The organism is Faecalibacterium sp. Marseille-Q4164 (genome assembly GCF_017377545.1).
Classification (GTDB): Bacteria; Bacillota; Clostridia; order Oscillospirales; family Ruminococcaceae; genus Faecalibacterium; species Faecalibacterium duncaniae.
Window position 1 is genome coordinate 1 of record NZ_JAFREJ010000014.1, and the last position, 24,670, is coordinate 24,670.

The window sequence follows — 24,670 nt, forward strand, 5'->3', positions numbered from 1 at the left end:
AGCATACCGCTGGAGAGCGGTCTATAAATACTACTCTTTTATAATACGAGGAGGTGTTGAAACTTGAAAAGCAGCGCGAAAAAAATAGAGCTGGCCTCGGTAGATGATCTGTTCTCCACCGAAGAAGGCCGTCAGGATGCAAAGCTGGAAAAGATTCAGGAGATTCCGCTGTCTAAACTGCATCCCTTTAAGAACCACCCATTTAAAGTCAAGGATGACGAAGCCATGATGGAGACCGCAGACAGTATCAAGCAGTATGGCGTTCTGGTTCCGGCGATTGCTCGACCGGACCCGGAGGGCGGTTATGAGCTGGTAGCCGGACACAGGCGGCACAGAGCCAGTGAGCTGGCAGAAAAGGAGACCATGCCGGTCATTGTTCGGGATTTGGATGATGATGCCGCCACGATCATTATGGTTGACAGCAATCTGCAACGAGAAAGTCTCTTTCCCAGTGAAAGAGCCTTTGCTTACAAGATGAAACTGGATGCCATGAAAAGACAGGCTGGCAGACCGAGTAAAGAAAATGTGTCCCAAGTTGGGACACAAAAGCGATCAGACCAGTTGCTTGCTGAACAGGTGGGGCAAAGTCGAAATCAAATTCAGCGCTATATCCGTCTGACAGAGTTGATTCCTGAATTGATGGATATGGTGGATGAGAAGAAGGTTGCCCTGAACCCTGCCTATGAGCTGTCCTTTCTCAAAAAGGAGGAACAGGTAGACCTGTTGGACGCAATGGACAGCGAACAGGCTACCCCTTCTCTTTCTCAAGCCCAGCGGCTCAAAAAATACAGTCAGGAGGGGCATCTGACCCTCGATATGATGCGTGTCATCATGGGTGAGGAAAAGAAAAGCGATCTGGACCGAGTGACATTTACCTCTGACACCTTGCGGAAGTATTTCCCTAAAAGCTATACGCCCCAGCGGATGCAGGAAACCATCATCAAGCTGCTGGAGGCATGGCAGAAAAAGCGTCAGAGAGACCAGGAACGATGAAAGGAGCCGCCTATGAGGGATATTTCAGCCCGTGAGCTGAAAGGACACAACATTCTCGCCGTAGAGAGGTTTTGGGATAACACCCGCTGGATGATTGAGTTTTCCGTCCTGCGTCCCAGCACAGCTTACGGCAGCCCCGGAGAGGAAATACGGCTGTTTTTGACCGAGGACGGGTATCAGGCTGCCCTGCAAAGCCAGCAGCGCCGGGAAATCAAGATCAAGCGTTACGCTCGTGTGATTGAGGGACATATCCTCGATTTCAAACCGGGAAAACGCCGCCGCTCATAAACCCATACAACGAAAGGAAAGGAATGACTATGTGTACGGTAAAGGAAATTCAAGAAGCAATCCGGGAAGATTGCAAATCTCAGCATGACATGGATTCAACGGATATTGACCGAGTGATGCAAACACTTCCTTTCGCCCAGGAGGAGCCATTTACAGAGGCGCGTCCTCGAAAGCCGCTGCTTTGGTTCTATGCAAGAAAATTTGAAAAGTGTTGAACACCGCAATTCTTTGGAATGAGGATTGCGGTTTTTTTGTACCCAAAAATCGGAAGGAGTGAGGTCGATGGCCGTTTTTCGCATTGAACGGACCCGTGATTATACCGTGATGAGCAATCATCATTTACGAAATGCAAACCTGTCGTTAAAAGCCAAGGGGTTGCTTTCCATGATGCTGTCTTTGCCAGAGGACTGGAATTACACTACCCGTGGTCTTGCAAAGATCTGTAAGGAGGGCGTGGATGCCATAGGCGCTGCGTTGCGGGAATTGGAGGCTGCCGGTTACATTGTGCGGCACAAACTGCGTGACCGACAGGGACGCATCAGTGATACGGAGTATGTCATATACGAGCAGCCACAGCTTAGAAAACCGGATACGGATTCACCAGATACGGAAAACCCGTATATGGATAAACCGGATACGGAAAAGCCCGCAGAATTAAATATAGAGAAATCAAATACTCAAAAACAAAATATTTATGGATCAAGTACCGATTCCATTCCCTTCCGGGATTGCGCGGCAGATTGTCTGCCGGAACGGAAAGGAAGGGATGCGATGTCACTCACAGAGATAGAGAGTTATCGGGAATTGATTCAGGAGAATATCGGGTATGAATACCTGTGTCAGCAGTATGAAACTTATCGGGAGGATTTGGACGAAATTGTGGAGTTGATCGTGGAAACGGTCTGTGCAAAGCGAAAGACCACCCGTATCGCAGGAAGCGATTTTCCGCATGAAATCGTTCGTTCCAGGTTCTTGAAGCTGGATAACTCGCACATTGAGTTTGTCATGGACTGTTTACAGAAGAACACCACGGAAATTCGCAACATGAAGCAGTATCTTCTGACCGTTCTGTTCAATGCACCGACCACGATAAGTAATCATTACACCTCACAAGTAAATCACGATCTGTATGGCGGCTGGTAAATGGTCGATTTTTTATTGCCCGGAACTGCCGGGAGAAAGGAGCAAGCATGATGTCTGAGGGAAAGACCATAGGGCAGCTGATGGAAGAAATGCGGGCAAAGGCAGGAGCGCAGAATTATCACGGTCATGGATATATGGACCTCCAGCGTTTTGCGGAGGACACCCGGCACATGATTATTTTTGATGTGCTGACGAACGATTCCCCTGTTGGCTGGAAAGGCGAACGAACCCGCCTGTTCCTGTCGGATACCGGTTATGAAAAAGCACTGGATAGTCAGGAAAAGGGGCAGATTAAGATTTTGAGCCACGCAAAGGTACGCCAGGGCAATCTGCACTATGACCATTCTGACCAGTTACGCTAAGGAGGGCGGTATGAAGCGTTATCTTCTGCGGCGGCTGGTGGTTCCGCCTTAGCAAAAAAGAGATTCCCTGCAAACTTCGTGGAAAGGAGGCGAGAAAATGCAGGAAGAAGTGGAAAACAGAACTTTGACGCTGGTTGTCAGTGGAACAAAGTTTACCGGCAGAATGTTTAAGGCTGCCATAAGCAAGTACATGGCACATCGGAAGGAAAAGAAGCTGGAAAAACAGAGAAGCCGTGATGCGCCGGTTGTTCCGCATGGAAAACAGACTGTGAAGCAGCTTGTCGGGCAGAATCAGGGAATATCCAACATTGAGATCACAGACCCCTCTATCAAGGAGTTTGAGAAAATCGCCCGGAAATATGGTGTGGATTATGCGGTGAAAAAGGACCGCAGCAGTTCTCCGCCAAAGTACCTGATTTTTTTCAAAGGCCGTGATGCGGATGCTCTGACAGCAGCTTTTACAGAGTACACCAACAAAAAGGTCAAAAAGGCAACGAAAACAGAGCGCCCGTCCGTACTGGCAAAACTTAACCAGTTCAAAGAGATGGTTAAAAATGCTGTGGTGGATCGCACCAAGCGAAAGGAGCTGGAACGATGAAAAAGACATTGGACATCAAAAAGCTCATTTTGCTGAATATGCCGTATATCCTGCTGGGGCTGTTTGCTACCAATTTTGGAGAGGCATGGCGAATGGCACAAGGGGCGGATGCTTCAGAAAAGTTTCTTTCGCTGGTTGCGGTTCTGCCTGGGGCGTTGCAAAGTTTCTGGCCAAGCCTGCATCCATTGGACTTGTTGGTAGGGCTGTGTTGCGGTGTTGGTCTGAGGCTGGCGGTGTATCTTAAAAGCAAGAACGCCAAGAAATATCGACATGGTTTGGAATATGGTTCGGCCCGCTGGGGAACCCGTGAGGATATTGCACCTTACGTTGATCCTGTATTTCAGAACAATGTGATTCTGACGAAAACGGAGAGCCTGACCATGAACAGCCGCCCCAAGGACCCCAAGACTGCCAGAAACAAAAATGTACTGGTGATTGGCGGCTCCGGTTCCGGTAAGACCCGATTCTGGCTGAAACCCAACCTGATGCAGATGCACAGCTCCTATGTTGTGACGGACCCGAAGGGAACAATTCTGGTGGAGTGCGGAAAAATGCTCCAAAGGGGTGCGCCCAAGCTGGGGAAGGACGGAAAGCCCATGAAGGATAAGCACGGCAAGGTCATTTATGAGCCGTACCGAATCAAGGTCCTAAATACCATCAACTTCAAGAAGTCCATGCACTATAACCCCTTTGCATACATCCACTCGGAAAAGGATATTTTGAAGCTGGTGACAACGCTGATCGCTAATACCAAAGGCGAGGGAAAGGCCGGAGACGATTTCTGGGTCAAGGCGGAAACATTGCTGTATTGCGCATTGATCGGATATATCCACTATGAAGCTCCGGTGGAGGAGCAAAACTTCTCCACCCTCATCGAGTTCATCAACGCCATGGAAGTCCGGGAGGATGACGAGGAGTTCAAAAATCCTGTAGACCTGATGTTTGATGCACTGGAATCGGAAAAGCCAAACCACTTCGCAGTGCGGCAGTATAAGAAATATAAGCTGGCAGCCGGTGTTGTATGCTCTAAAAGACTTCTTAATCAAGCGGTTGGGAAGTCTCTTAGAACACACAACCTAAAACCGAAGAAAGGAGCGCAAGTTATGAGAAAAAACGAGAAAATCACAGCTCTGTACGAACGACTGAGCCGTGATGACTTTGGCAAAGATGATGACCAGCAGCGTGAGAGCAATTCCATTTCCAATCAAAAGGCTATGTTGGAGGAGTTCGCCGCACGGCAGGGGTTTACGAACATTGTCCATTTCACGGACGATGGCATTAGTGGTACTTGCTTTGACCGTCCCGGATTTCTGGCAATGATGAAAGAGGTGGAAGCCGGGAATGTGGAGTACCTGTGTATCAAGGACATGAGCCGCATGGGTCGTGACTATCTGAAAGTCGGTCAGATTATGGAAATCCTGCGTCAGCGTGGCGTGCGACTTATCGCCATCAATGACGGCGTGGATAGTGCCAGAGGTGACGATGATTTTACCCCTTTCCGCAACATTATGAACGAGTATTACGCCAGAGACACCAGCCGTAAAATCCGTTCCACTTTCCAGTCCAAAGGCAAGTCCGGCAAGCACCTCACAGGCACGGTCATTTACGGCTATCTCTGGAACGAAGCCAGAGACCAATGGTTGGTTGACCCCGAAGCCGCTGATGTGGTCAAGCGCATCTTTGCCATGACGATTGAGGGCTACGGTCCGTATCAGATCGCCAGCAAGCTGAAAGAAGAAAAAATCCTCATTCCGTCCGCTTACCTTGCCCAGCACGGCGAGGGTGTGAATAAAAACAAGACTTTCAAAGATGTGTACGGCTGGGGTTCTTCCACCATCTGCAACATTCTTGAAAAGCGTGAATATCTGGGACACACCATCAACTTCAAGACTCGAAAGCACTTCAAGGACAAGAAAAGCCATTATGTCCCGGAGGACGAATGGACGATTTTCGAGAATACCCATGAAGCTATCATTGACCAGCAGACCTTTGACCTTGTGCAGAAAATCCGTGGGAATGTCAGACGCTACCCGGACGGCTGGGGCGAAGCAGCTCCCCTCACAGGCTTGCTTTATTGTGCCGATTGCGGCGGCAAGATGTATGTCCACCGTACCAACAACGGCAAGCGTATTTCTCAATATACCTGTTCACAGTACACCAAAGTTCCTTGCGGAACGCTCTGCAAGACCCAGCACCGTATCAACGAAGATGTGGTACTGTCCCTTGTCTCGGAAATGCTGAAAGCCATTGCCGATTATGCGAAGCATGACAGAGCCGAGTTTGTCCGTGTGGTGCAGGAAGCGCAGTCCAGCCAGCAGACGGCAGAGGTCAGGAAGCAGCGGACACGCCTTGCCACAGCAAAGCAGAGAGTTTCCGAGCTGGAAGTCCTGCTCTGCAAAATCTATGAGGACAACATTTTAGGCAAGCTGTCCGACAGCAGATACGCCACTCTGGACGCTCAATATGAAAAGGAGCAGACCGAGCTTACCGCTGAAATCTCTGTTCTGGAAAAGGCTATCAAGAGCTACGAGAAGCACGAAAAGGACGCTGACCGTTTTATCGCTCTGATTGACAAGTATGAGAACTTCGACAAGCTGACGATTGCCATGCTCAATGAGTTTATTGAGAAAATCCTTGTGCATGAGCGTGACCGCAAGGGCAGTATTCAGACCACACAGGAGGTCGAGATTTACTTCAATTTCGTGGGTCGTTTCGTTCCCCCTGCGTTTGGCGAAGTGGAGCTTACCCCGGAGGAATTAGAGGAAATCCGCAAGCGTGAGGAACGCAAGGACAGGCTCCACCAGAACTACTTGAAGCGGAAAGCCAGCGGAGCGCAGAAGCGATACGAGGACAAAATCAAGAAGCGGAAAAAGGCAGAAATTGAAGCTAAGAAAGCCGCCATTCGTGCGGAGGACATTGCAAAGGGCGTGTTCGTCCCTGTCAGCAGTTTACCGCAGAGAGAGCCGATGAAAGGAGTACAAACAGCATGAATATCACTTACACACAGAACGGAGATTATCTTATCCCGAACATCGTTATCCGCAAGACCAAGTCCCTCGGACACTACGGCAGACTTCGCAAGGCGTATCTGAAAATGCACCGTCCGATACTGTTCAATGAACTGGTACTATCCGACAAGCTCTTTGAGCATTGCGCCGAGATTGACGAAGCGGCACGAAACCGCATAGAGCTGATCGTGCGGTCACTGGTAGAGCAAAACGGCGTGACCGAGCAACTGAAAGCCGAAAACCAAATGGAATGGGTGCGGCAGATGAACGCTTGCAAGGCACAGGCAGAGGAGATTGTGAAAGCGGAATTGATTTATGATTGAGCGAGAAAGTCCGGGCAGAAAACTGTTCGGACTTTTCTCATATATTCCAAAATGACGGTAGAATTGTTCACAAGTTTTATGGTATAATTTATGCGAATAAAGAAAACGGAAAATTAGAATCTAACAAGAGAATGTGGTTGTATGAAAAAATCCATATTAGTATTTTGGGCAATCGTGTGTCTGTTACCTATTCAAAGGAGGTTTAAGAATTTTAAATGAAACATATAAGAAATATATTGCTGTTGATTACGATTATTTTTGCTTTTGTTATGCAAGCTGAAGTATATCAAAATATGCTCTGGAACTTTAATGGTGCTTATTATTTATCGTCCAGATACACAACTACTAATGACGATATGGATTCATTTTTAGCCAATGCAGAAGATACAGCTGAGAAGCATGGTGTTCATATTTTTTCGACTTTTAATCAGAGAGTTTCTAATTATCAGACAAGACTTTATATTTATGGTGATGATACCGTTGTTCGGGATAGTCTTAAAAGCACAATGGATATTGAGGAAAAAACATATACGGCTTTGATAGGCGGAATCACCGTAATAGAATTTGAAGATTTTAGAGAAGCAAAAAACACAGGCAATGGACAGGAAATAATGGTCAGCTATATCGGTGACGATGATGACATTATTGCCACATATCAAGATTTGGCAAAAGAATATTCTATATCGCAGCCAGAGTTTTGGCAATCAACCGAAACTGATATGATGTTCATTGTTTGGGGCCTGGTTGCCATATTGATGATTGTACTTAATATGATTGAGGTGATACGCAGACAAAAGGAAGTAGTTGTACGAGCTTCTCTGGGCGAAAATGCTGCTGTGATTGCTCTAAAAGCTGTAGTGGCTGATATGATTTCATATGCTGCATTATTCGTCTTAGCAAAGTTGCTTGTTTCTCAATTTATATCGGGAGCGTATGAAGATCATCTCATTTTGGCAGTGTATTGTGCCGGAGCAGTTCTTTCCGTAATTCCTTATGCTGCTTTTGTCCGCTTTGATGTAAAAAAAGCCTTTGCCAATGCTTCAGATAAAAAAGGTATGTTTTATCTTCTGAACGGTCTTAAAGTATTTGCTACTGCTATGACGATTTTTACAATAACTACAAATCTCAGTAGCATTCAAGGTAATTTACTTACAAACACTACTCTTTTAGAAAATCATTATAATGATTACTATTTTGGAGTTATGCAGATTGAACCTCCTTTTGAAGAAAATGAGGAGGAATCCAAAGAGAGCGAATTTTGGAATGACCTTTACGAAAATGAATACAACACTATAAATCCGGTGGTCTGCATAGGCAGCCGGATAAGCGATACGGATAATTATATTTTTGTAAATCATAATGCCAGAGATATGCTGCAAGGGTTTTCTGATATGCTTACTGAAGATGATGAAAAAGAGGATATCGTGGTCTTCGTGCCAAAGGGAAAAAATGCGGAATCATACAAAGATATCGCAAAAGAGGAAATTAGCTCTCTTACCCAAAATGCAGAAGAACTGCGTGTTGTTTATAAAGAATATTCTGGCAGAGAGCAATTTTATTATCTCAATTCGAACAGAGAAGAGGCTATTGACGGATTGTCAAGAGCAACAAATCCGATTGTTATTTATCAGGCAAATGAGGCTGTTGCTTTGAATGGAAGTTATATCGAAACAGGAACATATAATGGTGAGGTGATCTACGGATGCGATGAAAGCACAATTCGTAATGCTGCGAAAAAATATGCAGAACAGCTTGGTCCACACTATTTTATGCTGACGAATGTCGGGGAGGATTATACTTATAGTCATAGTTTCCTCGTGAAACTGATTGGCTTTATAAGCTCTCTTTGCGTATTAGTATTGCTGTTAGATATCGCTATCATCATATCTGAAGTGAAAATGGAATTTAGACTTAATGCGATGGAAATCTCCCTCAAAAAGGTTTTGGGCTATCGCTTTTATGAAAGGCACAAAAGATTTATTTCCGTTAATCTCTTAGAAAATATAGCCGTTGTGATATTGATTTGCATTGTTTCGCTTTTTATATCTAACGCAAGTGTCGGGATTGCTTTACTGGTTGGAGCATTGCTCACCATTATTGAAATGGCAATCATTTTCACAAATGTTATGTGGGTTGAAAAAACAAATATCTCAAAGTCCTTGAAAGGTGGATGTTTATGATTATAATTCGTGGCTTAAATAAAGCATTTGGAGAGAAAATAATTTTCTCCAACTTTAATTTGGAAATTCCGGATGGAAGTTTTGTAGTAATCAGCGGGGATAGCGGCAGTGGAAAAAGCACTTTGCTCAATATGATTGGTGGTATCGAAAAGCCGGATAGCGGCAGTATCATAATCGAAGGGCTGAATATTACCCGGCTTAAAAATAAAAACAGTTTTTTTGCGGATACAGTGGGGTTTCTTTTTCAGAATTTTGCACTGCTTGAAAATAAGACAGTTAAAGAAAATTTAAGTTTGATTAAAAAATCAAGCCGAACTAAAGTATCACTTAAAGAAGCTCTTAATCGTGTGGGGTTATCAAAGGAAGTTAACAAAAAAGTTTATCAGCTTTCCGGTGGTGAACAACAGAGAGTTGCTTTAGCTCGTCTTATGATGAAAAAATGTTCTGTTGTTTTGGCAGATGAACCTACTGGCTCACTTGACAAGAAAAATAGAGATATTGTTATGAGGTTATTGCACGAACTCAATGAAGAAGGTAAAACGGTTATCATTGTTACCCACGATCAGGGTATTATTGAAGATGAACCTTATGTTGTGAAAATCTGAGAGTACCTCTTAGAAATGTCTTGATCTACATTTTATGTAATTTGGGTCAGAAGAAAATCCCTTTAGGAACTAAAGGGCGCACTTCTATACTCTCCTATCGGGAGTATGTGCGTCCTGCGGAGCTTCATTCCCGGTCAGCAGAGAAAAACTGCTTGACCGAAAATGTTTCGTCACTTCGTTCCGTCAAGGGAGCTACACTCCCTTGCGACGCTTGTGCGTCTATCCCTTGTGGACTTGCCGTCCGCAAACAGCATGAAATGCTGTTCGCCGCCAGCAAGTTTGGAAAAATAAATACCGAAAATCAGACCGTTGACTGGTCGCAATGTGCGAAAAGTTGACGGTCTTTTTTTATCCCAAAAATCAAAAAAGGAGGTCAATCACAATGACAAAACCGAAAACCCTCGATCAGCTTCGAGCCGAAAAGGAACGAGCTGAGACGCAGCTTGCACAGGAGAAGCACAAGCTGGAGCGTCTGGAGAACAGAAAGAAGTATCTGGAGAAAGGCGAACGCACCAAGCGCACCCACCGCCTTTGCAATCTGGGCGGCACGATTGAGAGCCTTGCCCCGGAGGTCAAAGATCTCACACGCACCGAAATGACAGAGCTGATGGAACACATCTTTTCTCTGTCCGAAGTCCAGCGAGCCGTCCGGCACATGGCGATTACTCATATCAGCCAAGCAAACAGAGAAAAGGAGTTGAAAGCCGATGGCACTATTTCATCTGAGCGTCACGCAGACTAAGCGAAGCGCAGGACAGTCCGCTATTGCTTCTGCCGCCTACCGTGCCGGGGAGCGATTGTATAGCGAGTATTACGGCGAATACAGCGACTACACCCGCAAGGGCGGCGTGATCTGCTCCGATATTCTCCTGCCGTCCCATGCACCGCCCGAATACGCAGACCGCCAGACCCTATGGAACGCCGTGGAAAAAGCCGAGCGTGGAAAGAACGCCCAGCTTGCATACAGCTTTGACATTGCCTTGCAGAATGAATTTTCCCTTGAGGAAAACATCGCTCTTGCAAGGCAATTTTTGTTGGAGAACTTTGTGAGCCGTGGCATGGTGGTTGACTTCGCCGTACACCAGCCAGACCGGGAGGACGGCGGCATACCAAACCCGCATTTTCATGTGCTTTGCCCCATCCGCCCCATCGAGCAGAACGGCAAATGGGGACTAAAGCAACGCCGGGTGTATGAGCTGGACGAGGACGGCAACCGTATCCGAGACGCAGACGGAAAGTTTGTGTTCAACGCCGTTCCCACTACCGACTGGGGCAGTCCCGAAACGCTGGAACATTGGCGGCAGACATGGGCGGAACTATGCAACGCCAAGTTTGCGGAGAAAGGGCTTGATGTTCGTATCGACCACCGAAGCTATGAGCGTCAGGGCGTGGAGCTTCTTCCCACCGTCCATGAGGGCGCAACCGTCCGGGCAATGGAGAAGAAAGGCATACGCACCGAGAAAGGCGAGTTCAACCGCTGGATCAAAGCCACCAATGCCGTTATCCGTGACATCAAGAAGAAAATCACTCTCCTGTTTGATTGGATTGCCGAAGCAAAAGCGGAGCTTGCCAAGCCGCAGGCACCCGACCTTGTTTCTCTGCTGAACGCCTATTACACCAGCCGCAGAGCCGGGGCATATTCGCAGAAAGGCAAGGTCAGCAACCTAAAGGAGATGAACGAGACTTTCAATTATCTCCGGGCAAACGGCATTTACTCCCTTGAGGATTTGGAACGCCGTGTCAGCGAACACAGTGCTGCCACAGAGAGCTTGAAGAAAACGCTGGACGAACAGACCGCTCGAATGAAAGCGATTAAGCGGCTCTATGACAGCTCTGCTGCTTTCCAGAGCTTGAAGCCTGTCTATGACGGCTTGCAGAAAATCAAGTTTGAGAAGCCCAGAGCCAAGTACAAGGCAGAGCATGAAACGGAACTGAAACAGTTCTACGCCGCCAGACGCAAGCTGACCGGAGAATTCCCGGACGGCAAGGTGGATATGAAAAAGCTGACCGAAGAGTATGACGAGCTGGAACAGGCGCACAACACCACCTATGGCGAGTTTAAGACCGTCAGAGACGATTTACACCGTCTTTGGAAGGTCAAGTCATGTGTAGATACTGCCGCCCGATTTAACGAGCGTACAGAGGAACAAATGCTCCAAAATCGACCCCAAACACGACAGAAAAAGGAGGATATGACACGATGAAAAAATACGACTGGAAGAACGAGTACAACCCCATCCGCAGAACGGCAAAACGCCTTTTGAGCGGAGAACCTTTGACCGATGGCAGACCGCTTTCCGACCTGATCGAGCTGGACGAACACACCCGGAAATGCCTTGCCTTTGAAGCCACCCTCACCGACCGCCAGATTGATATGTTGCAGGAGCTGGGCTATCTGCCTGTTATCATGAGACAGTACGGCGAGGAATGTGCGAACTGCCCCTACACGCTGGACGAGCGTGAGCATGGCATTTGCAGACGATGCGCTGTTTTCAAGAAGTAAGGAGGACGCCCATGCAGTACACCCAAGCACAGATCGACCGGGCAAACGCCGTCAGTCTGGAAGATTTTCTCCGCACACAGGGAGAGACGCTTATCAAAAGCGGACGGGAATACCGCTGGAAAGAACATGACAGCCTGACCGTCCGGGGAAACAAGTGGTTTCGCCACAGCCAGAGCAAGGGCGGCTATCCCATTGATTTTGTCATGGAGTTTTACGGCAAGTCCTTTCCCGAAGCTGTCCAGATGTTGACAGGCGAAAACGGCGAGGGACAGGCCGAAGCCACCACAGCACCGCCCACAGCGTTCCACTTGCCCTTGCACAACAGAACAGCCGACAGAGCAATTCAATATCTTTGCGAAAGCCGAGGTCTCAACCCGAAACTGGTTGAGGCTTTTCTTCTTTCCGGGGATATTTACGAGGACGCAAAGCGGCACAATGTTGTGTTTGTCGGCAGAGACCGAAACGGCACACCGAGATATGCCCATGTGCGAGGAACGGCAGACACATTCAGACAGGATATTACCGGGTCTGACAAGTCCTATCCGTTCCGCTATGAGGGCAACAGCAACCAGCTCTTTGTCTTTGAAGCGCCAATAGACCTGTTATCATTCATCTGCCTTTATCCGCAGGATTGGCAGACAAGAAATTATCTTGCCCTGGGCGGCGTTTCGGGCAAAGCCCTTGACCGTTTTCTTTCTGAACGCAAGGACACCCGAAAAGTATTCCTCTGCCTTGACAGCGACACCGCAGGAAGTGAAGCCTGCTTCCGACTGGCGCAGGACATTCCCAGCGAGATCGCCGTCATTCGCCTTGTCCCGGCAAGGAAAGACTGGAACGATGTTCTCCGTCAGCAAGGGGACATTCCCAGCCGCAAATTCATAGCCGAAACAATCACGCTGCGAGAGCTGCCCACCGCCCAGCCTGTCCCAATGCTCCGTATGGCAGATGTGGAGCTGACGAGCGTGGATTGGCTATGGTTTCCGTATATCCCCTTTGGAAAGCTGACGATCATACAGGGCAACCCCGGCGAGGGCAAGACCTACTTTGCCATGCGTCTTGCGGCGGCTTGCACCAACCGAAAGCCCTTACCCGGTATGGAGACACTTGAGCCTTTCAATATCATCTACCAGACCGCAGAGGACGGTTTGGGCGATACCGTTAAGCCCCGGCTGATGGAAGCTGACGCAGACCTTGAACGAGTGCTTGTCATTGACGATAGAGACACACCGCTGACCCTTGCCGATGAACGCATAGCAAGGGCAATCAGGGAGAACAACGCAAGGCTGGTTATCATTGACCCGGTGCAGGCGTTTCTGGGCGCAGATGTGGACATGAACCGGGCAAATGAAGTCCGTCCCATCTTCCGCAGTCTGGGAGACATTGCACAGGCTACCGGGTGCGCTATCGTGCTGATCGGACACCTCAACAAAGCCGCAGGAACGCAAAGCACCTACCGGGGATTGGGGTCTATCGACATTACGGCGGCAGTCCGCAGTCTGCTGTTTATTGGCAAGCTGAAGGACAGTCCCACAACGAGGGTGCTTATCCATGAGAAAAGCTCCCTTGCGCCGCCCGGACAGTCCCTTGCATTTTCTCTGGGAGACGAGAAAGGTTTTGAGTGGATAGGAGCTTATGACATTACCGCTGACGAGCTTCTTACCGGGACGGACACCGCTAAGACCGAGAGCAAGACCGCACAGGCGCAAATGCTCATTCTGGAACTGCTTGCAGACGGAAAGCGTATGCCGAGCGCAGAGCTGGAAAAGGCAGTCAATGAGCGTGGGATTTCCTCACGCACCATGCGAACGGCGAAAAGCCGTATCGGGGACAGACTTGTGACCGAGAAAGAGGGCACAGCATGGGTCTGCTATCTCCGAAACTAACAACAGGAACAAGGCAAGCGTGGCAAAGACGGCAAGGTTTTTATAGATACCTTAATGTTGCCGCCTTGCCTTCTTCCCTCATACCGACACCGCCCGATGATGAACAGTCACCGGGCATTTTTCATTTACAGGAGGATTTTGAATGAACAATACCGCAACCAACAGTACCCCTTGCCCGACTGTGAGAAAGCAGATCGGCAAGACAACCTATATCGTGCGTGTGCATTTCAGCCAGACCGCCAAGGAGACGATGGAGGACAAAATCAAGCGTATGCTTCGTGAAGAAGTCCGCAAAATGTGACTTCTTCTTGAATTTGATGAAAAAGTCCTTGACTTTTCGTCTCTGGCAAAACCGCTAAGTCGATTTTGATTTCCTGCGGTGCGCGTCTGGCCGTATTTGATATTGCGGAGCTGCGCGAGGTTACATCCTACGATGAGTTGGAACTGGATACGCTGGGAGACAGAAAAACGGCCCTGTTCCTCATTATGAGTGATACGGATGACAGTTTTAACTTTCTCATTTCCATGTGCTACACCCAGTTATTCAACCTGCTTTGTGAAAAGGCCGATGATGTGTATGGCGGCAGGCTTCCGGTTCATGTGCGCTGTTTGATTGATGAGTGTGCTAACATCGGGCAGATTCCGAAGCTGGAAAAGCTGGTGGCCACCATCCGAAGCCGTGAAATCTCTGCCTGTCTGGTGTTGCAGGCACAGAGCCAGCTCAAGGCAATTTACAAAGATAATGCCGATACCATCATCGGCAATATGGATACTTCCATCTTCCTGGGCGGTAAAGAGCCGACTACCCTCAAAGAGCTGGCTGCCGTGCTGGGCAAGGAAACCATCGACACCTACAATACCGGAGAGAGCCGTGGACGGGAAACTTCCCACTCTCTCAACTATCAAAAATTGGGGAAAGAGCTGATGAGCCAGGACGAGCTGGCAGTTATGGATGGCGGCAAGTGCATCTTGCAGTTGCGCGGTGTGCGTCCGTTTCTTTCAGACAAGTATGACATTACCAGACACCCTAATTTCAAATACACAGCTGATGCAGATAAGCGAAATACCTTTGATATTGAAGCATTTTTGTCTGCCAGACTAAAACTCAAGCCTGATGAGGTCTGCGATGTATATGAAGTAGACACGGAGGGCGTGTAATACGGTTCCGCTGAGAAAGGAGTGATCGTATCTATTTGCCGCAACTGCCTCTGTTGAGGCCATTGGCGTACAAAGCGGACAATCGCAAGAAAAATAATGAAAAAGGAGGACAGCCGGAATCATGCCCCCGGAAACAGGGCGGCAGATTGTTCCGGCTTTTGTATGCCTATGAAACATGACAAACCTATTTTTTAATCAGATTCCGGCTAACAAACTATATGGCATTTTTTGAACAGGCAATTACCGTTCTTCAGACTCTCGTTATCGCTCTGGGCGCTGGTCTTGGTATCTGGGGTGTCATCAACCTGTTGGAAGGTTACGGCAACGACAACCCTGGCGCAAATGCTCATGTACGGTAAAGAAGCAAGCAACCGAAAACAATAGATAGACCGCCAGCACTACACTATTCCGAACCAAAGACCAAAAGATAAGCATTTTGAGAAAATCTAAACTTTTGGATTTTCCTACAATGCCGACTACGGCGGAATCCCTCCCACTCCTTATATATTTCTTTCTGTATACATTGAATTTGTATTTAGTAAAATGCAGACAACACCACGGATCGGCTTTTGGCTGGACAATTCCAACCAAACACCGCAGCAGACAGTAGAAACCATTCTGAACGTTAGGAAGCCGGTATGATTGTTACATATAAGGGGAAGAAAAATTTCTTTTAGATACTTGTTTTCCTAAAACTAATGTGATATAATAGCATCATTCCAAAAAAGGAGTAAAAAATATGCGGCAAGGTATTCTTAAATAAAACTATAATCAAATAGTGGGAACAAAGGATTATGATAGTCCCTTTTGTGGGGGCTTGGTTTTTTGTACCCAATTTAAGAATACTTTTGCCTTATCAATTTTGACATATCCGAAAAACAGCAATCACAAACAGGTGTATGCTGTATATGTGTATGTCCGCAAATTATAATCCCCAGTGGTAAAAGTATTTTACTGCTGGGGATTTTTATGCCCTTTTGGGGCTGTAAAAGGAGGACAATCACATGAAAATAATCAATATTGGAATTCTCGCCCATGTAGACGCAGGAAAAACAACATTGACGGAAAGCCTGCTGTACACCAGTGGAGCGATTGCGGAACAAGGAAACGTGGATAAAGGAACTACAAGAACAGACACTATGATTTTGGAACGGCAGCGCGGAATTACCATTCAAGCGGCAGTCACTTCCTTCCAGTGGCACAGATGTAAAGTCAACATTGTGGATACGCCCGGCCACATGGATTTTTTGGCGGAGGTGTACCGCTCTTTGGCTGTTTTAGATGGGGCCATCTTGGTGATCTCCGCTAAAGATGGCGTGCAGGCCCAGACCCGTATTCTGTTCCATGCCCTGCGGAAAATGAACATTCCCACCGTTATCTTTATCAACAAGATCGACCAGGCTGGCGTTGATTTGCAGAGCGTGGTTCAGTCTGTTCGGGATAAGCTCTCCGCCGATATTATCATCAAGCAGACGGTGTCGCTGTCCCCGGAAATAGTCCTGGAGGAAAATACCGACATAGAAGCATGGGATGCGGTCATCGAAAATAACGATAAATTATTGGAAAAGTATATCGCAGGAGAACCAATCAGCCGGGAAAAACTTGTGCGGGAGGAACAGCGGCGGGTTCAAGACGCCTCCCTGTTCCCGGTCTATTATGGCAGCGCCAAAAAGGGCCTTGGCATTCAACCGTTGATGGATGCGGTGACAGGGCTGTTCCAACCGATTGGGGAACAGGGGAGCGCCGCCCTATGCGGCAGCGTTTTCAAGGTGGAGTATACAGATTGCGGCCAGCGGCGTGTCTATCTACGGCTATACAGCGGAACGCTGCGCCTGCGGGATACGGTGGCCCTGGCCGGGAGAGAAAAGCTGAAAATCACAGAGATGCGTATTCCATCCAAAGGGGAAATTGTTCGGACAGACACCGCTTATCCGGGTGAAATTGTTATCCTTCCCAGCGACAGCGTGAGGTTAAACGATGTATTAGGGGACCCAACCCGGCTCCCTCGTAAAAGGTGGCGTGAGGACCCCCTCCCCATGCTGCGGACGTCGATTGCGCCGAAAACGGCAGCGCAAAGAGAACGGCTGCTGGACGCTCTTACGCAACTTGCGGATACTGACCCGCTTTTGCGCTGCGAGGTGGATTCCATCACCCATGAGATCATTCTTTCTTTTTTGGGCCGGGTGCAGTTGGAGGTTGTTTCCGCTTTGCTGTCGGAAAAATACAAGCTTGAAACAGTGGTAAAGGAACCCACCGTCATTTATATGGAGCGGCCGCTCAAAGCAGCCAGCCACACCATCCATATCGAGGTGCCGCCCAACCCGTTTTGGGCATCCATCGGACTGTCTGTTACACCACTCCCGCTTGGCTCCGGTGTACAATACGAGAGCCGGGTTTCGCTGGGATACTTGAACCAGAGTTTTCAAAACGCTGTCAGGGATGGTATCCGTTACGGGCTGGAGCAGGGCTTGTTCGGCTGGAACGTAACGGACTGTAAGATTTGCTTTGAATACGGGCTTTATTACAGTCCGGTCAGCACGCCGGCGGACTTCCGCTCATTGGCCCCGATTGTATTGGAACAGGCATTGAAGGAATCGGGGACGCAGCTGCTGGAACCTTATCTCTCCTTCATCCTCTATGCGCCCCAGGAATACCTTTCCAGGGCTTATCATGATGCACCGAAATACTGTGCCACCATCGAAACGGCCCAGGTAAAAAAGGATGAAGTTGTCTTTACTGGCGAGATTCCCGCCCGCTGTATACAGGCATACCGTACTGATCTGGCCTTTTACACCAACGGGCGGAGCGTATGCCTTACAGAGCTGAAAGGATATCAGGCCGCTGTCGGTCAGCCGGTCATCCAGCCCCGCCGTCCAAACAGCCGCCTGGACAAGGTGCGCCATATGTTTCAGAAGGTAATGTAAAGATACATAATCGTCAAGACGGCAACAATCAGAAGTTATGGAGGGTAACAATGGAATATAGTAAGGAAGATTTAATGGAAGCAAAAAAGCAAATTTGGGGAGTGGGAGAGAACATGGGAACAGAGGAAAGTAAAAAAATCTGGGAGGAGAACGCACAATTTTGGGATAATGCAATGGGTGACGAATCTAATGAATTTCACAGAGAGGTAGTGCGTCCCAAAGTAACGGAACTTCTATCTCCTAATCCTGCGGATTACATTTTGGATATTGCGTGTGGCAATGGAAATTATTCTTCGTATCTTGCACAAAGAGGCGCTTCGGTTGTCGCTTTTGATTACAGCAAAAAAATGATAGAATTGGCTAAAAGACGGCAATCACAATATGCAAAACAAATTGAATTTTGTGTGGCGGATGCGACCGATAGAAAAAGTATATTAGAATTAAAAAGAAATCGAGCCTTTACGAAAGCAGTTTCTAATATGGCAATTATGGATATTACGGATATTGAACCACTTCTTATGGCTGTTTATGAACTGTTGCAGGAAAGCGGAATTTTTGTCTTTGCAACGCAACACCCTTGTTTTGTCACGTTGACTGAAAAATATATGACACCGCACAGTTACTATGATATAGCGATTGAAGGGCAACCGAAAGAGCAGATTTATTATCATCGTTCCATACAAGATATTTTTAACCTTTGTTTTAGAGCTGGATTTGTCATTGATGGATTTTATGAAGAATGTTTTAAAACCAACAAAGAAATTCCTATGGTAATGATAGTAAGGCTTAAGAAGGTAAAACGTGATAGCTTAAAATAAATTCAAGTTTGTCGGGTAAATAGCAAACCCAGCCGAGCCAGTCAACGATAAAATGAACGCCGCTTCGCGCCGTCGTTGACAGCCCCGCCCGTCTTTGCTGGTAGGCAATCAAGGGGCGACAGCAAGGAGTACTGCCGCCCCGCACTATTATTCAGAGAGGGGGAATTTCCATGACCGAAGATGAAGCCTACAAGGTGCATATCCAGTACACATTCAATGCCTTTTGCAAGGTAGTCATTCGTCACGCAGCCATAGATAAAATCTTGAAGCTGCGCCGGAGGTGGGAACGGGAAGTTTCCCTTGATTATCTGATGAGTGAAAAGTTTGTCCAGCTTGCCGAGCCGGAGTAGCTTGAAGAATATCTTTTTACCGCCTGCGGCCAGACCGCCGTTCTGTATCATGCGGAGCTTGCCGCCGCCCTTGCCCTTTTGCCGGAGCAGACGCAGGAAGAAATTTTTCGTTACTATTTCCTGCGCCAGCCGCAGCGAGTGATCGGCGTACATATTGGCCGGACACGCAGCACAGCGGGGCGGCATATCCGGCTTGCCTTGCAGCGGTTAAGGCGGCTCATGGAGGGAAATGACTATGAGTAAACTTCTCCCCTATGAAACAATCGTCAAAGCCCATGAGGGCGACCCGGACGCAATCGACACCATTCTTTCCCACTATGCCGGATATATCCGCTACTGTTCCAAAGTACACGGGAAAGTCAACGCCGAAGTTGAGGAACATATAAAGCAACAGCTCATTGCCGCCCTGTTCAAATTTCGCTTTGACCGATAAACAAAGAACAAACACTGGCTGTCATTAGCGGTTTCACTCCAGCCAGTTTACAATTCATCTATTCCTAAAGGAAGCAGGTCATAGTATAATAGAACCAACGACAAATATACTTTTAGGGGAGATATAGCAATATGAAAAGTAATAAATACTTAACTATTGGCTTATTAACAGGATTTATTGTCGGTGGTTGCATAGGTGTGTTGGCATGGGCGTTTTTGCAAAATCTTTTTGCTATTTCTATTTGTGCAGGTATCGGAATGTTGATTGGAATTGTTATAGGTACATTGATTGATTATGAAAAAAATAATCATCAAGAGAAATAGAAAAAATGCACAATGCCTTAAAGGGAAAACAGGAATTTATTGTGCTATCCATCATCGGGCCAACCTGACCTGAACTTTCAAAACTGAATATCCACCGCCCATCGGCGGCCAGCGAAAGCAGTAAGTCTGAAAAAGATTTGCTGCTTTTTTCTTTATCCGTTTGGCAAAATCGCAAAGTCATCCGTAGTAGGTAGGTGAAGCCGGAAACAAAAAATTTTCTGCGGCGGTAGCCAAATCTGCATTTTCTGTATTTCTAAGGCAAAGGAAAATTTGAGAAAATTCCCGGCAAGCGGGTAGCTGGCGGCCTTTGAAATGTATCTTTAGCGGAAAGAAAGAACTGCGGGTAAAAATCGCCCCACGCCGTAAGATTTTTGCAGAAATCCGGCCAAAACAGGCGGCAGCTATACGAGTAGTAAGTGCAAGGGGAAATCTACGGCTTACTTAGAGCAAGTTTCTACCACGGTGCCAAAATCCGCAATTCTGCGGTTTTGCCCCTCGCGGGAAACTTGTTGGGGAGTGCCTTCCCCAAACCCTGCTATGCGGCTTACGCCGCAAAAATATTTCTGTCCGGCAGACAGGAAATGCCCCGAAAATAGCTAACAGACCAGCCCATTTTTTGTGATAAGTGAAAGGAGGTTTACAGCCCATGCCGAAGCGATACAACACCCCCCACCGCAGCCATGTTGTGAAAACCCGGCTGACCGATGAAGAATACGCCGACTTCACAGAACGGCTTGCGCCCTATGGTATCAGTCAGTCCGAATTTCTCCGGCAGGCCATCCGGCGCACTACCATACGCCCCGTACTCCATGTGTCGTCAGTCAATGACGAGCTGCTCTCCGCTGTCGGGAAGCTCACAGCCGAGTACGGCAGGATTGGCGGCAATCTCAACCAGATTGCCCGCACCCTCAACGAGTGGCATAGCCCCTACCCGGCTATGGCAAAGGAATTGCGGGAAGCGGCCGCCGACCTTGCCGCCCTCAAGTATGAAGTCCTAAAGAAAGTAGGTGACGCCGTTGGCAACACTCAAGCATTTAGGCTCTAAGAACGCCGACTACGGAGCCGCCGAACAATACCTGCTCTTTGAGCATGACGAATTTACTATGAAGCCCGTCCTTGATGAAAACGGCAGGCTTATCCCCCGTGAGGATTATCGCTTGTCCACGCTGAACTGCGGCGGCGAGGATTTTGCCGTTGCGTGTATGCGCTCCAATCTCCGCTATGAGAAAAATCAGCGGCGGGAGGATGTGAAAAGCCACCACTATATCATCAGCTTTGACCCACGGGACGGGCCGGACAACGGCCTGACCGTAGACCGGGCGCAGGCGTTGGGGGAGCAATTCTGTAAAGAGCATTTCCCCGGCCATCAGGCCCTTGTCTGCACCCACCCGGACGGGCATAACCACAGCGGCAACATCCATGTGCATATCGTCATTAACAGCCTGCGGATAGAGGAAGTGCCGTTCCTGCCCTACATGGACAGGCCAGCGGACACGAAAGCCGGGTGCAAGCACCGCTGCACCGACGCAGCCCTACGCTACTTCAAGTCCGAGGTCATGGAGATGTGCCACCGGGAAGGACTTTACCAAATCGACCTCTTGAACGGCAGCAAGAACCGTGTCACAGACCGGGAATATTGGGCGCAGAAAAAGGGACAGGCCGCACTGGACAAGCAGAACGCCCCCATGATTGCAGGCGGTATCACGCCCCGGCAGACCAAGTTTGAAACGAACAAGGAGAAGCTGCGGCAGACCCTACGGAAAGCCCTTGCCACCGCTGCCAGCTTTGACGAGTTTTCCTCTCTGCTGTTGCGGGAGGGTGTGACCGTCAAGGAGAGCCGGGGGCGGCTGTCCTACCTCACGCCAGACAGGACGAAGCCTATCACCGCCCGGAAGCTGGGCGGCGACTTTGACCGCACCGCCGTCCTTGCCGTTTTGGAGCAGAACGCCCAGAGGGGCGTAACGGTTCGCTACACCCCGCAGCACCAAGCCGCCAGAGCCGCCGAACAGACCGCAGCCATACCCGAATACCTACACGCCGGGAAAGGCCGCTTACAGGGCGAAAAGACAGGGAAAATCGACCCCAGACAGGACAGTGTGCAGCGGCTTGTGGACATTGAGCAGAAGATGGCCGAGGGCAAGGGCAAAGGCTATGAACGATGGGCGAAGATACACAATCTGAAACAGGCCGCCAAGACCCTGACCATCTACCAACAGTACGGCTTTTCTTCCCCGGAACAGCTTGAAGCCGCCGTTGCTACCGCCTATCAGGAAATGCGCCAGACCAGCGGCGAACTGAAAGCACTGGAAACGAAGCTGCAAGGGAAAAGGGAGTTGCGGCAACAGGTACTTGCCTATGCCAAGACCAAGCCCATCCGCGAGGGGCTGAAAGCGCAGAAATCCGAGAAAGCCCGCGCCGCATACCGCCAGGCAAACGAGAGCGATTTTATCATAGCCGAAGCCGCCGCCCGGTATTTCAAGGCACAGGGGCTTACCAAGCTGCCCGGCCGAAAAGCGTTGCAGGCCGAGATCGAGCAGCTTATCTCCGAGAAAGACGGCCTGTACAACACCTATCACGAACAGAAGCAGCGGTTCAGGGAGTTGCAGACCGTCAAGCGGAACATCGACCAGATTTTGCGCCGGGAAGAGCCGCACCGCAGAAAGGAGCAGAGCCATGAACGATAAGCCGTCCCGCATGGACTACCGCCAGCACCAGGCAGCCCGCCGCCTTGTGCATGAGTGCTGTAACTACGACGAGGGGAACTGCCTGCTGTTAGACGACGGGGAGCCTTGCGTGTGCGTCCAGAGCATTTCCTATTCCCTCATGTGCCGCTGGTTCCGTGTGGCTGTCCTGCCCCTTGACGGGGAGCTGGCCGCAGCCCTCTTGTACCGGGGGAGCCGGAAACGCTGCGCGGTCTGCGGGGCGGCCTTTGTCCCCAAATCCAACCGGGGGGAAATACTGCCCCGGCTGCGCCGGGTGCATGAAGAAACGCAAAGCCGCCGAGAGAAAGCGGAAACAAAGGCAGAAATGTCACGCTTTAGAGCCTTTCAAACCCGCATAAATCAAGGCTTTTTTCGTGGGTGTCAAAGGGTATGCGATACATTTATCCTTTCCCCCCGGAAATGCCGTCCTAATGCGTGACAAAGCCCAAAAACGACACAACACAGAGGGAGGTGATACTATCGCTGATTATATCAGGGCAGACACCACGCTGCCCGCCTATCTTCCATACCCCCGTTTCCTGCTGAAAATGGAGATTTCACAGACCGCCAAGCTGCTGTATGCGCTTTTATTAGACCGCTCCACCCTGTCACAGAAGAACGGCTGGCAGGACGGCGAGGGCAGGATATTCATTGTCTACCCCGTTGCGGAGATAGCGGAAATGCTGGACAAGGGTTGTACCGCCATCAAGGGAGCCTTGAAAGAACTGGACGCAGCCGGGCTTTTAGAACGGGAACGGCGGGGCTTCTCCGCACCCAATCGGCTTTATGTGAAAGTGCCGCCTGTCCCAGTGGTACGGTTTTCCGACCAACTGATGGCCGGAAAAGCGACCCTCATACAGTCGGAAAAGCGACCTTATGACGGTCGGAAAACCGACCCTATGATGGTCGGAAAACCGACCCCTAACAAAACTAATATAAACAACTTAATAGAGAACCAAACAATGAGAGCGAGTGGGGAGCCGCCCACAGCTTATGGCCGATATGAGAATATTTTTCTGTCAAAGGACGAATATGACGAGTTACAGGCAGAATACCCGGACAGGCTGGAACGGCTGATTGAGGAAATGAGCCATTACCTTGCCGCCAGCGGGAAAGCCTACCAGAATTATGCCGCCGCCTTGCACAGATGGGCGGCCAATGACAAAAAGGGAGCCGTAAAACAGGGCATCCCCGACTATACCTGTATGGAGGGAGAAAGCTTATGACAAGTGAAATCAAAGATATTTTGGAGAACATGACAACCGCCGCCCCGGAGATGGAGGACTATATCGGCGAGGACGGACTGCTTTACTGCGGAAAGTGCCATACGCCGAAAGAAGCCTACTTCCCGGAGGGTAAGGAGCTGTTTGGCCGTGACCGCCACCCGGCAGAGTGCGACTGCCAGAGAGCCGCCCGTGAGCAGCGGCAGGCCGCCGAGGAACACCGCCGCCATGTGGAAGCCGTGGAAAATCTGAAACAGAGGGCTTTTGCCGACTCAGCCATGCAGCAATGGACATTCGAGAACGACAACGGCAGAAACCCGCAGACCGGGATTGCCCGGCGGTATGCGGAGCATTGGGAAGAAATGCAGGCCGAAAACATCGGCTGCCTGTTCTGGGGGAACGTCGGCAACGGGAAAAGCTACCTTGCGGGCTGTATCGCAAACGCCCTCATGGAGAAAGAAGTCCCCGTATATATGACGAACTTCGCCGTTATCCTGGGCGACCTCTCTCCCGGCTTTACAGGCCGGAATGAGTATATTTCCCGCCTTTGCCGCTATCCGCTGCTTATCATTGACGACTTCGGCATGGAGCGTGGCACCGACTATGGACTGGAACAGGTATTCCATGTGATTGATACCCGATACCGCAGCAACAAGCCGCTGATCGCCACCACCAACCGCCCGCTGGACGAGTTGAAAAAGCCGACAGACACGGCCCATTCCCGGATTTATGACCGACTGCTGTCCATGTGCGTCCCGATACGCTTTACTGGCGTCAACTTCCGGCAGGAAACCGCAAAGCGGAAAATGGAAACCATGAAGAAACTGCTGGCTGAATGAAAGGAGTATTGCCT

General features: G+C 49.1%; 23 protein-coding genes and 5 pseudogenes. All 28 read left to right on the forward strand.

All coding sequences use genetic code 11. The annotated features are described in order from the left end of the window. The first annotated feature begins 63 nt into the window (after window positions 1-63). Window positions 64-993, forward strand: a complete 930-nt coding sequence (locus tag J3352_RS11035) for a ParB/RepB/Spo0J family partition protein (RefSeq protein WP_156067583.1) — start codon at window positions 64-66, stop codon at window positions 991-993. 12 nt (window positions 994-1,005) lie between these two features. After that, window positions 1,006-1,281 carry a DUF5720 family protein gene (locus tag J3352_RS11040; RefSeq protein WP_156067581.1) on the forward strand — a complete coding sequence of 92 codons (276 nt, stop codon included), beginning with the start codon at window positions 1,006-1,008 and terminating at the stop codon, window positions 1,279-1,281. A gap of 29 nt (window positions 1,282-1,310) precedes the next feature. Beyond that, a complete protein-coding gene (locus J3352_RS11045) occupies window positions 1,311-1,496 on the forward strand; it encodes a hypothetical protein (RefSeq protein WP_118753548.1) in 186 nt (61 codons plus the stop codon). A 67-nt stretch (window positions 1,497-1,563) separates the two neighbouring features. Next, window positions 1,564-2,424, forward strand: coding sequence for a DUF6017 domain-containing protein (locus J3352_RS11050; protein ID WP_007886611.1), 861 nt, complete (start codon window positions 1,564-1,566; stop codon window positions 2,422-2,424). A gap of 50 nt (window positions 2,425-2,474) precedes the next feature. Then, window positions 2,475-2,786: a DUF5720 family protein gene (locus J3352_RS11055; protein WP_044024580.1), complete on the forward strand. Its 312-nt coding sequence runs from the start codon at window positions 2,475-2,477 to the stop codon at window positions 2,784-2,786. A 97-nt stretch (window positions 2,787-2,883) separates the two neighbouring features. Beyond that, window positions 2,884-3,384 (forward strand): PcfB family protein, encoded by a 501-nt coding sequence (locus tag J3352_RS11060; protein ID WP_007886614.1) that lies wholly within the window; start codon window positions 2,884-2,886, stop codon window positions 3,382-3,384. Continuing rightward, window positions 3,381-4,427 (forward strand): annotated as a pseudogene (locus J3352_RS14520) (type IV secretory system conjugative DNA transfer family protein); the annotation flags it as partial. The gene J3352_RS11060 and the pseudogene J3352_RS14520, both read left to right, overlap by 4 nt. Before the next feature lie 60 nt (window positions 4,428-4,487). Further along, entirely contained in the window at window positions 4,488-6,374 is a 1,887-nt protein-coding gene (locus J3352_RS14525) for a DUF4368 domain-containing protein (protein WP_370569103.1), read from the forward strand. Beyond that, window positions 6,371-6,715 (forward strand): TnpV protein, encoded by a 345-nt coding sequence (locus J3352_RS11070; protein WP_156067333.1) that lies wholly within the window; start codon window positions 6,371-6,373, stop codon window positions 6,713-6,715. Before J3352_RS14525 ends, J3352_RS11070 begins: the two co-directional genes overlap by 4 nt. 215 nt (window positions 6,716-6,930) lie before the next feature. Beyond that, window positions 6,931-8,895, forward strand: a complete 1,965-nt coding sequence (locus J3352_RS11075; RefSeq protein WP_156067331.1) for a DUF1430 domain-containing protein — start codon at window positions 6,931-6,933, stop codon at window positions 8,893-8,895. Continuing rightward, a complete protein-coding gene (locus J3352_RS11080) occupies window positions 8,892-9,500 on the forward strand; it encodes an ATP-binding cassette domain-containing protein (RefSeq protein ID WP_002593328.1) in 609 nt (202 codons plus the stop codon). The genes J3352_RS11075 and J3352_RS11080 overlap by 4 nt, the downstream gene beginning before the upstream one ends. Before the next feature lie 382 nt (window positions 9,501-9,882). Further along, window positions 9,883-10,242: a DUF3847 domain-containing protein gene (locus J3352_RS11085; protein ID WP_006875983.1), complete on the forward strand. Its 360-nt coding sequence runs from the start codon at window positions 9,883-9,885 to the stop codon at window positions 10,240-10,242. Next, window positions 10,208-11,704: a MobQ family relaxase gene (gene mobQ / locus J3352_RS11090; protein WP_156067329.1), complete on the forward strand. Its 1,497-nt coding sequence runs from the start codon at window positions 10,208-10,210 to the stop codon at window positions 11,702-11,704. The genes J3352_RS11085 and mobQ overlap by 35 nt, the downstream gene beginning before the upstream one ends. Continuing rightward, window positions 11,701-12,003 (forward strand): hypothetical protein, encoded by a 303-nt coding sequence (locus J3352_RS11095; RefSeq protein ID WP_006875985.1) that lies wholly within the window; start codon window positions 11,701-11,703, stop codon window positions 12,001-12,003. Before mobQ ends, J3352_RS11095 begins: the two co-directional genes overlap by 4 nt. A gap of 11 nt (window positions 12,004-12,014) precedes the next feature. Further along, on the forward strand, window positions 12,015-13,886 hold the full coding sequence (locus J3352_RS11100; protein ID WP_118257623.1) for an AAA family ATPase: 1,872 nt from the start codon (window positions 12,015-12,017) through the stop codon (window positions 13,884-13,886). Between the two features lie 142 nt (window positions 13,887-14,028). Next, window positions 14,029-14,187, forward strand: coding sequence for a transposon-encoded TnpW family protein (locus J3352_RS11105; protein WP_081018971.1), 159 nt, complete (start codon window positions 14,029-14,031; stop codon window positions 14,185-14,187). 41 nt (window positions 14,188-14,228) lie between these two features. Then, window positions 14,229-15,044 (forward strand): annotated as a pseudogene (locus J3352_RS11110) (VirD4-like conjugal transfer protein, CD1115 family); the annotation flags it as partial. 218 nt (window positions 15,045-15,262) lie between these two features. After that, window positions 15,263-15,391 (forward strand): annotated as a pseudogene (locus J3352_RS11115) (Maff2 family protein); the annotation flags it as partial. Between the two features lie 657 nt (window positions 15,392-16,048). Next, window positions 16,049-17,968, forward strand: a complete 1,920-nt coding sequence (tet(W), locus tag J3352_RS11120) for a tetracycline resistance ribosomal protection protein Tet(W) (RefSeq protein ID WP_156067327.1) — start codon at window positions 16,049-16,051, stop codon at window positions 17,966-17,968. 50 nt (window positions 17,969-18,018) lie between these two features. After that, a complete protein-coding gene (locus J3352_RS11125; RefSeq protein WP_002586626.1) occupies window positions 18,019-18,786 on the forward strand; it encodes a class I SAM-dependent methyltransferase in 768 nt (255 codons plus the stop codon). Window positions 18,787-18,956: 170 nt separating this feature from the next. Continuing rightward, window positions 18,957-19,379: pseudogene (locus J3352_RS14315) on the forward strand (sigma-70 family RNA polymerase sigma factor). Next, on the forward strand, window positions 19,372-19,569 hold the full coding sequence (locus tag J3352_RS11135) for a helix-turn-helix domain-containing protein (RefSeq protein WP_001909500.1): 198 nt from the start codon (window positions 19,372-19,374) through the stop codon (window positions 19,567-19,569). Before J3352_RS14315 ends, J3352_RS11135 begins: the two are co-directional and overlap by 8 nt. Window positions 19,570-19,700: 131 nt before the next feature. Next, entirely contained in the window at window positions 19,701-19,892 is a 192-nt protein-coding gene (locus tag J3352_RS14320) for a hypothetical protein (RefSeq protein WP_000841357.1), read from the forward strand. A gap of 646 nt (window positions 19,893-20,538) precedes the next feature. Next, complete coding sequence (locus J3352_RS11145) at window positions 20,539-20,937, forward strand: plasmid mobilization relaxosome protein MobC (protein ID WP_001126628.1); 399 nt, start codon at window positions 20,539-20,541, stop codon at window positions 20,935-20,937. Beyond that, window positions 20,909-22,576, forward strand: a complete 1,668-nt coding sequence (locus J3352_RS11150; RefSeq protein ID WP_009249723.1) for a relaxase/mobilization nuclease domain-containing protein — start codon at window positions 20,909-20,911, stop codon at window positions 22,574-22,576. The genes J3352_RS11145 and J3352_RS11150 overlap by 29 nt, the downstream gene beginning before the upstream one ends. Beyond that, window positions 22,566-22,953: pseudogene (locus tag J3352_RS11155) on the forward strand (cysteine-rich VLP domain-containing protein). The gene J3352_RS11150 and the pseudogene J3352_RS11155 overlap by 11 nt, the downstream one beginning before the upstream one ends. 72 nt (window positions 22,954-23,025) lie before the next feature. Beyond that, window positions 23,026-23,820, forward strand: a complete 795-nt coding sequence (locus tag J3352_RS11160) for a replication initiator protein A (protein ID WP_001205019.1) — start codon at window positions 23,026-23,028, stop codon at window positions 23,818-23,820. Continuing rightward, window positions 23,817-24,656: an ATP-binding protein gene (locus J3352_RS11165; RefSeq protein WP_000200031.1), complete on the forward strand. Its 840-nt coding sequence runs from the start codon at window positions 23,817-23,819 to the stop codon at window positions 24,654-24,656. Before J3352_RS11160 ends, J3352_RS11165 begins: the two co-directional genes overlap by 4 nt. Window positions 24,657-24,670 lie beyond the last annotated feature (14 nt).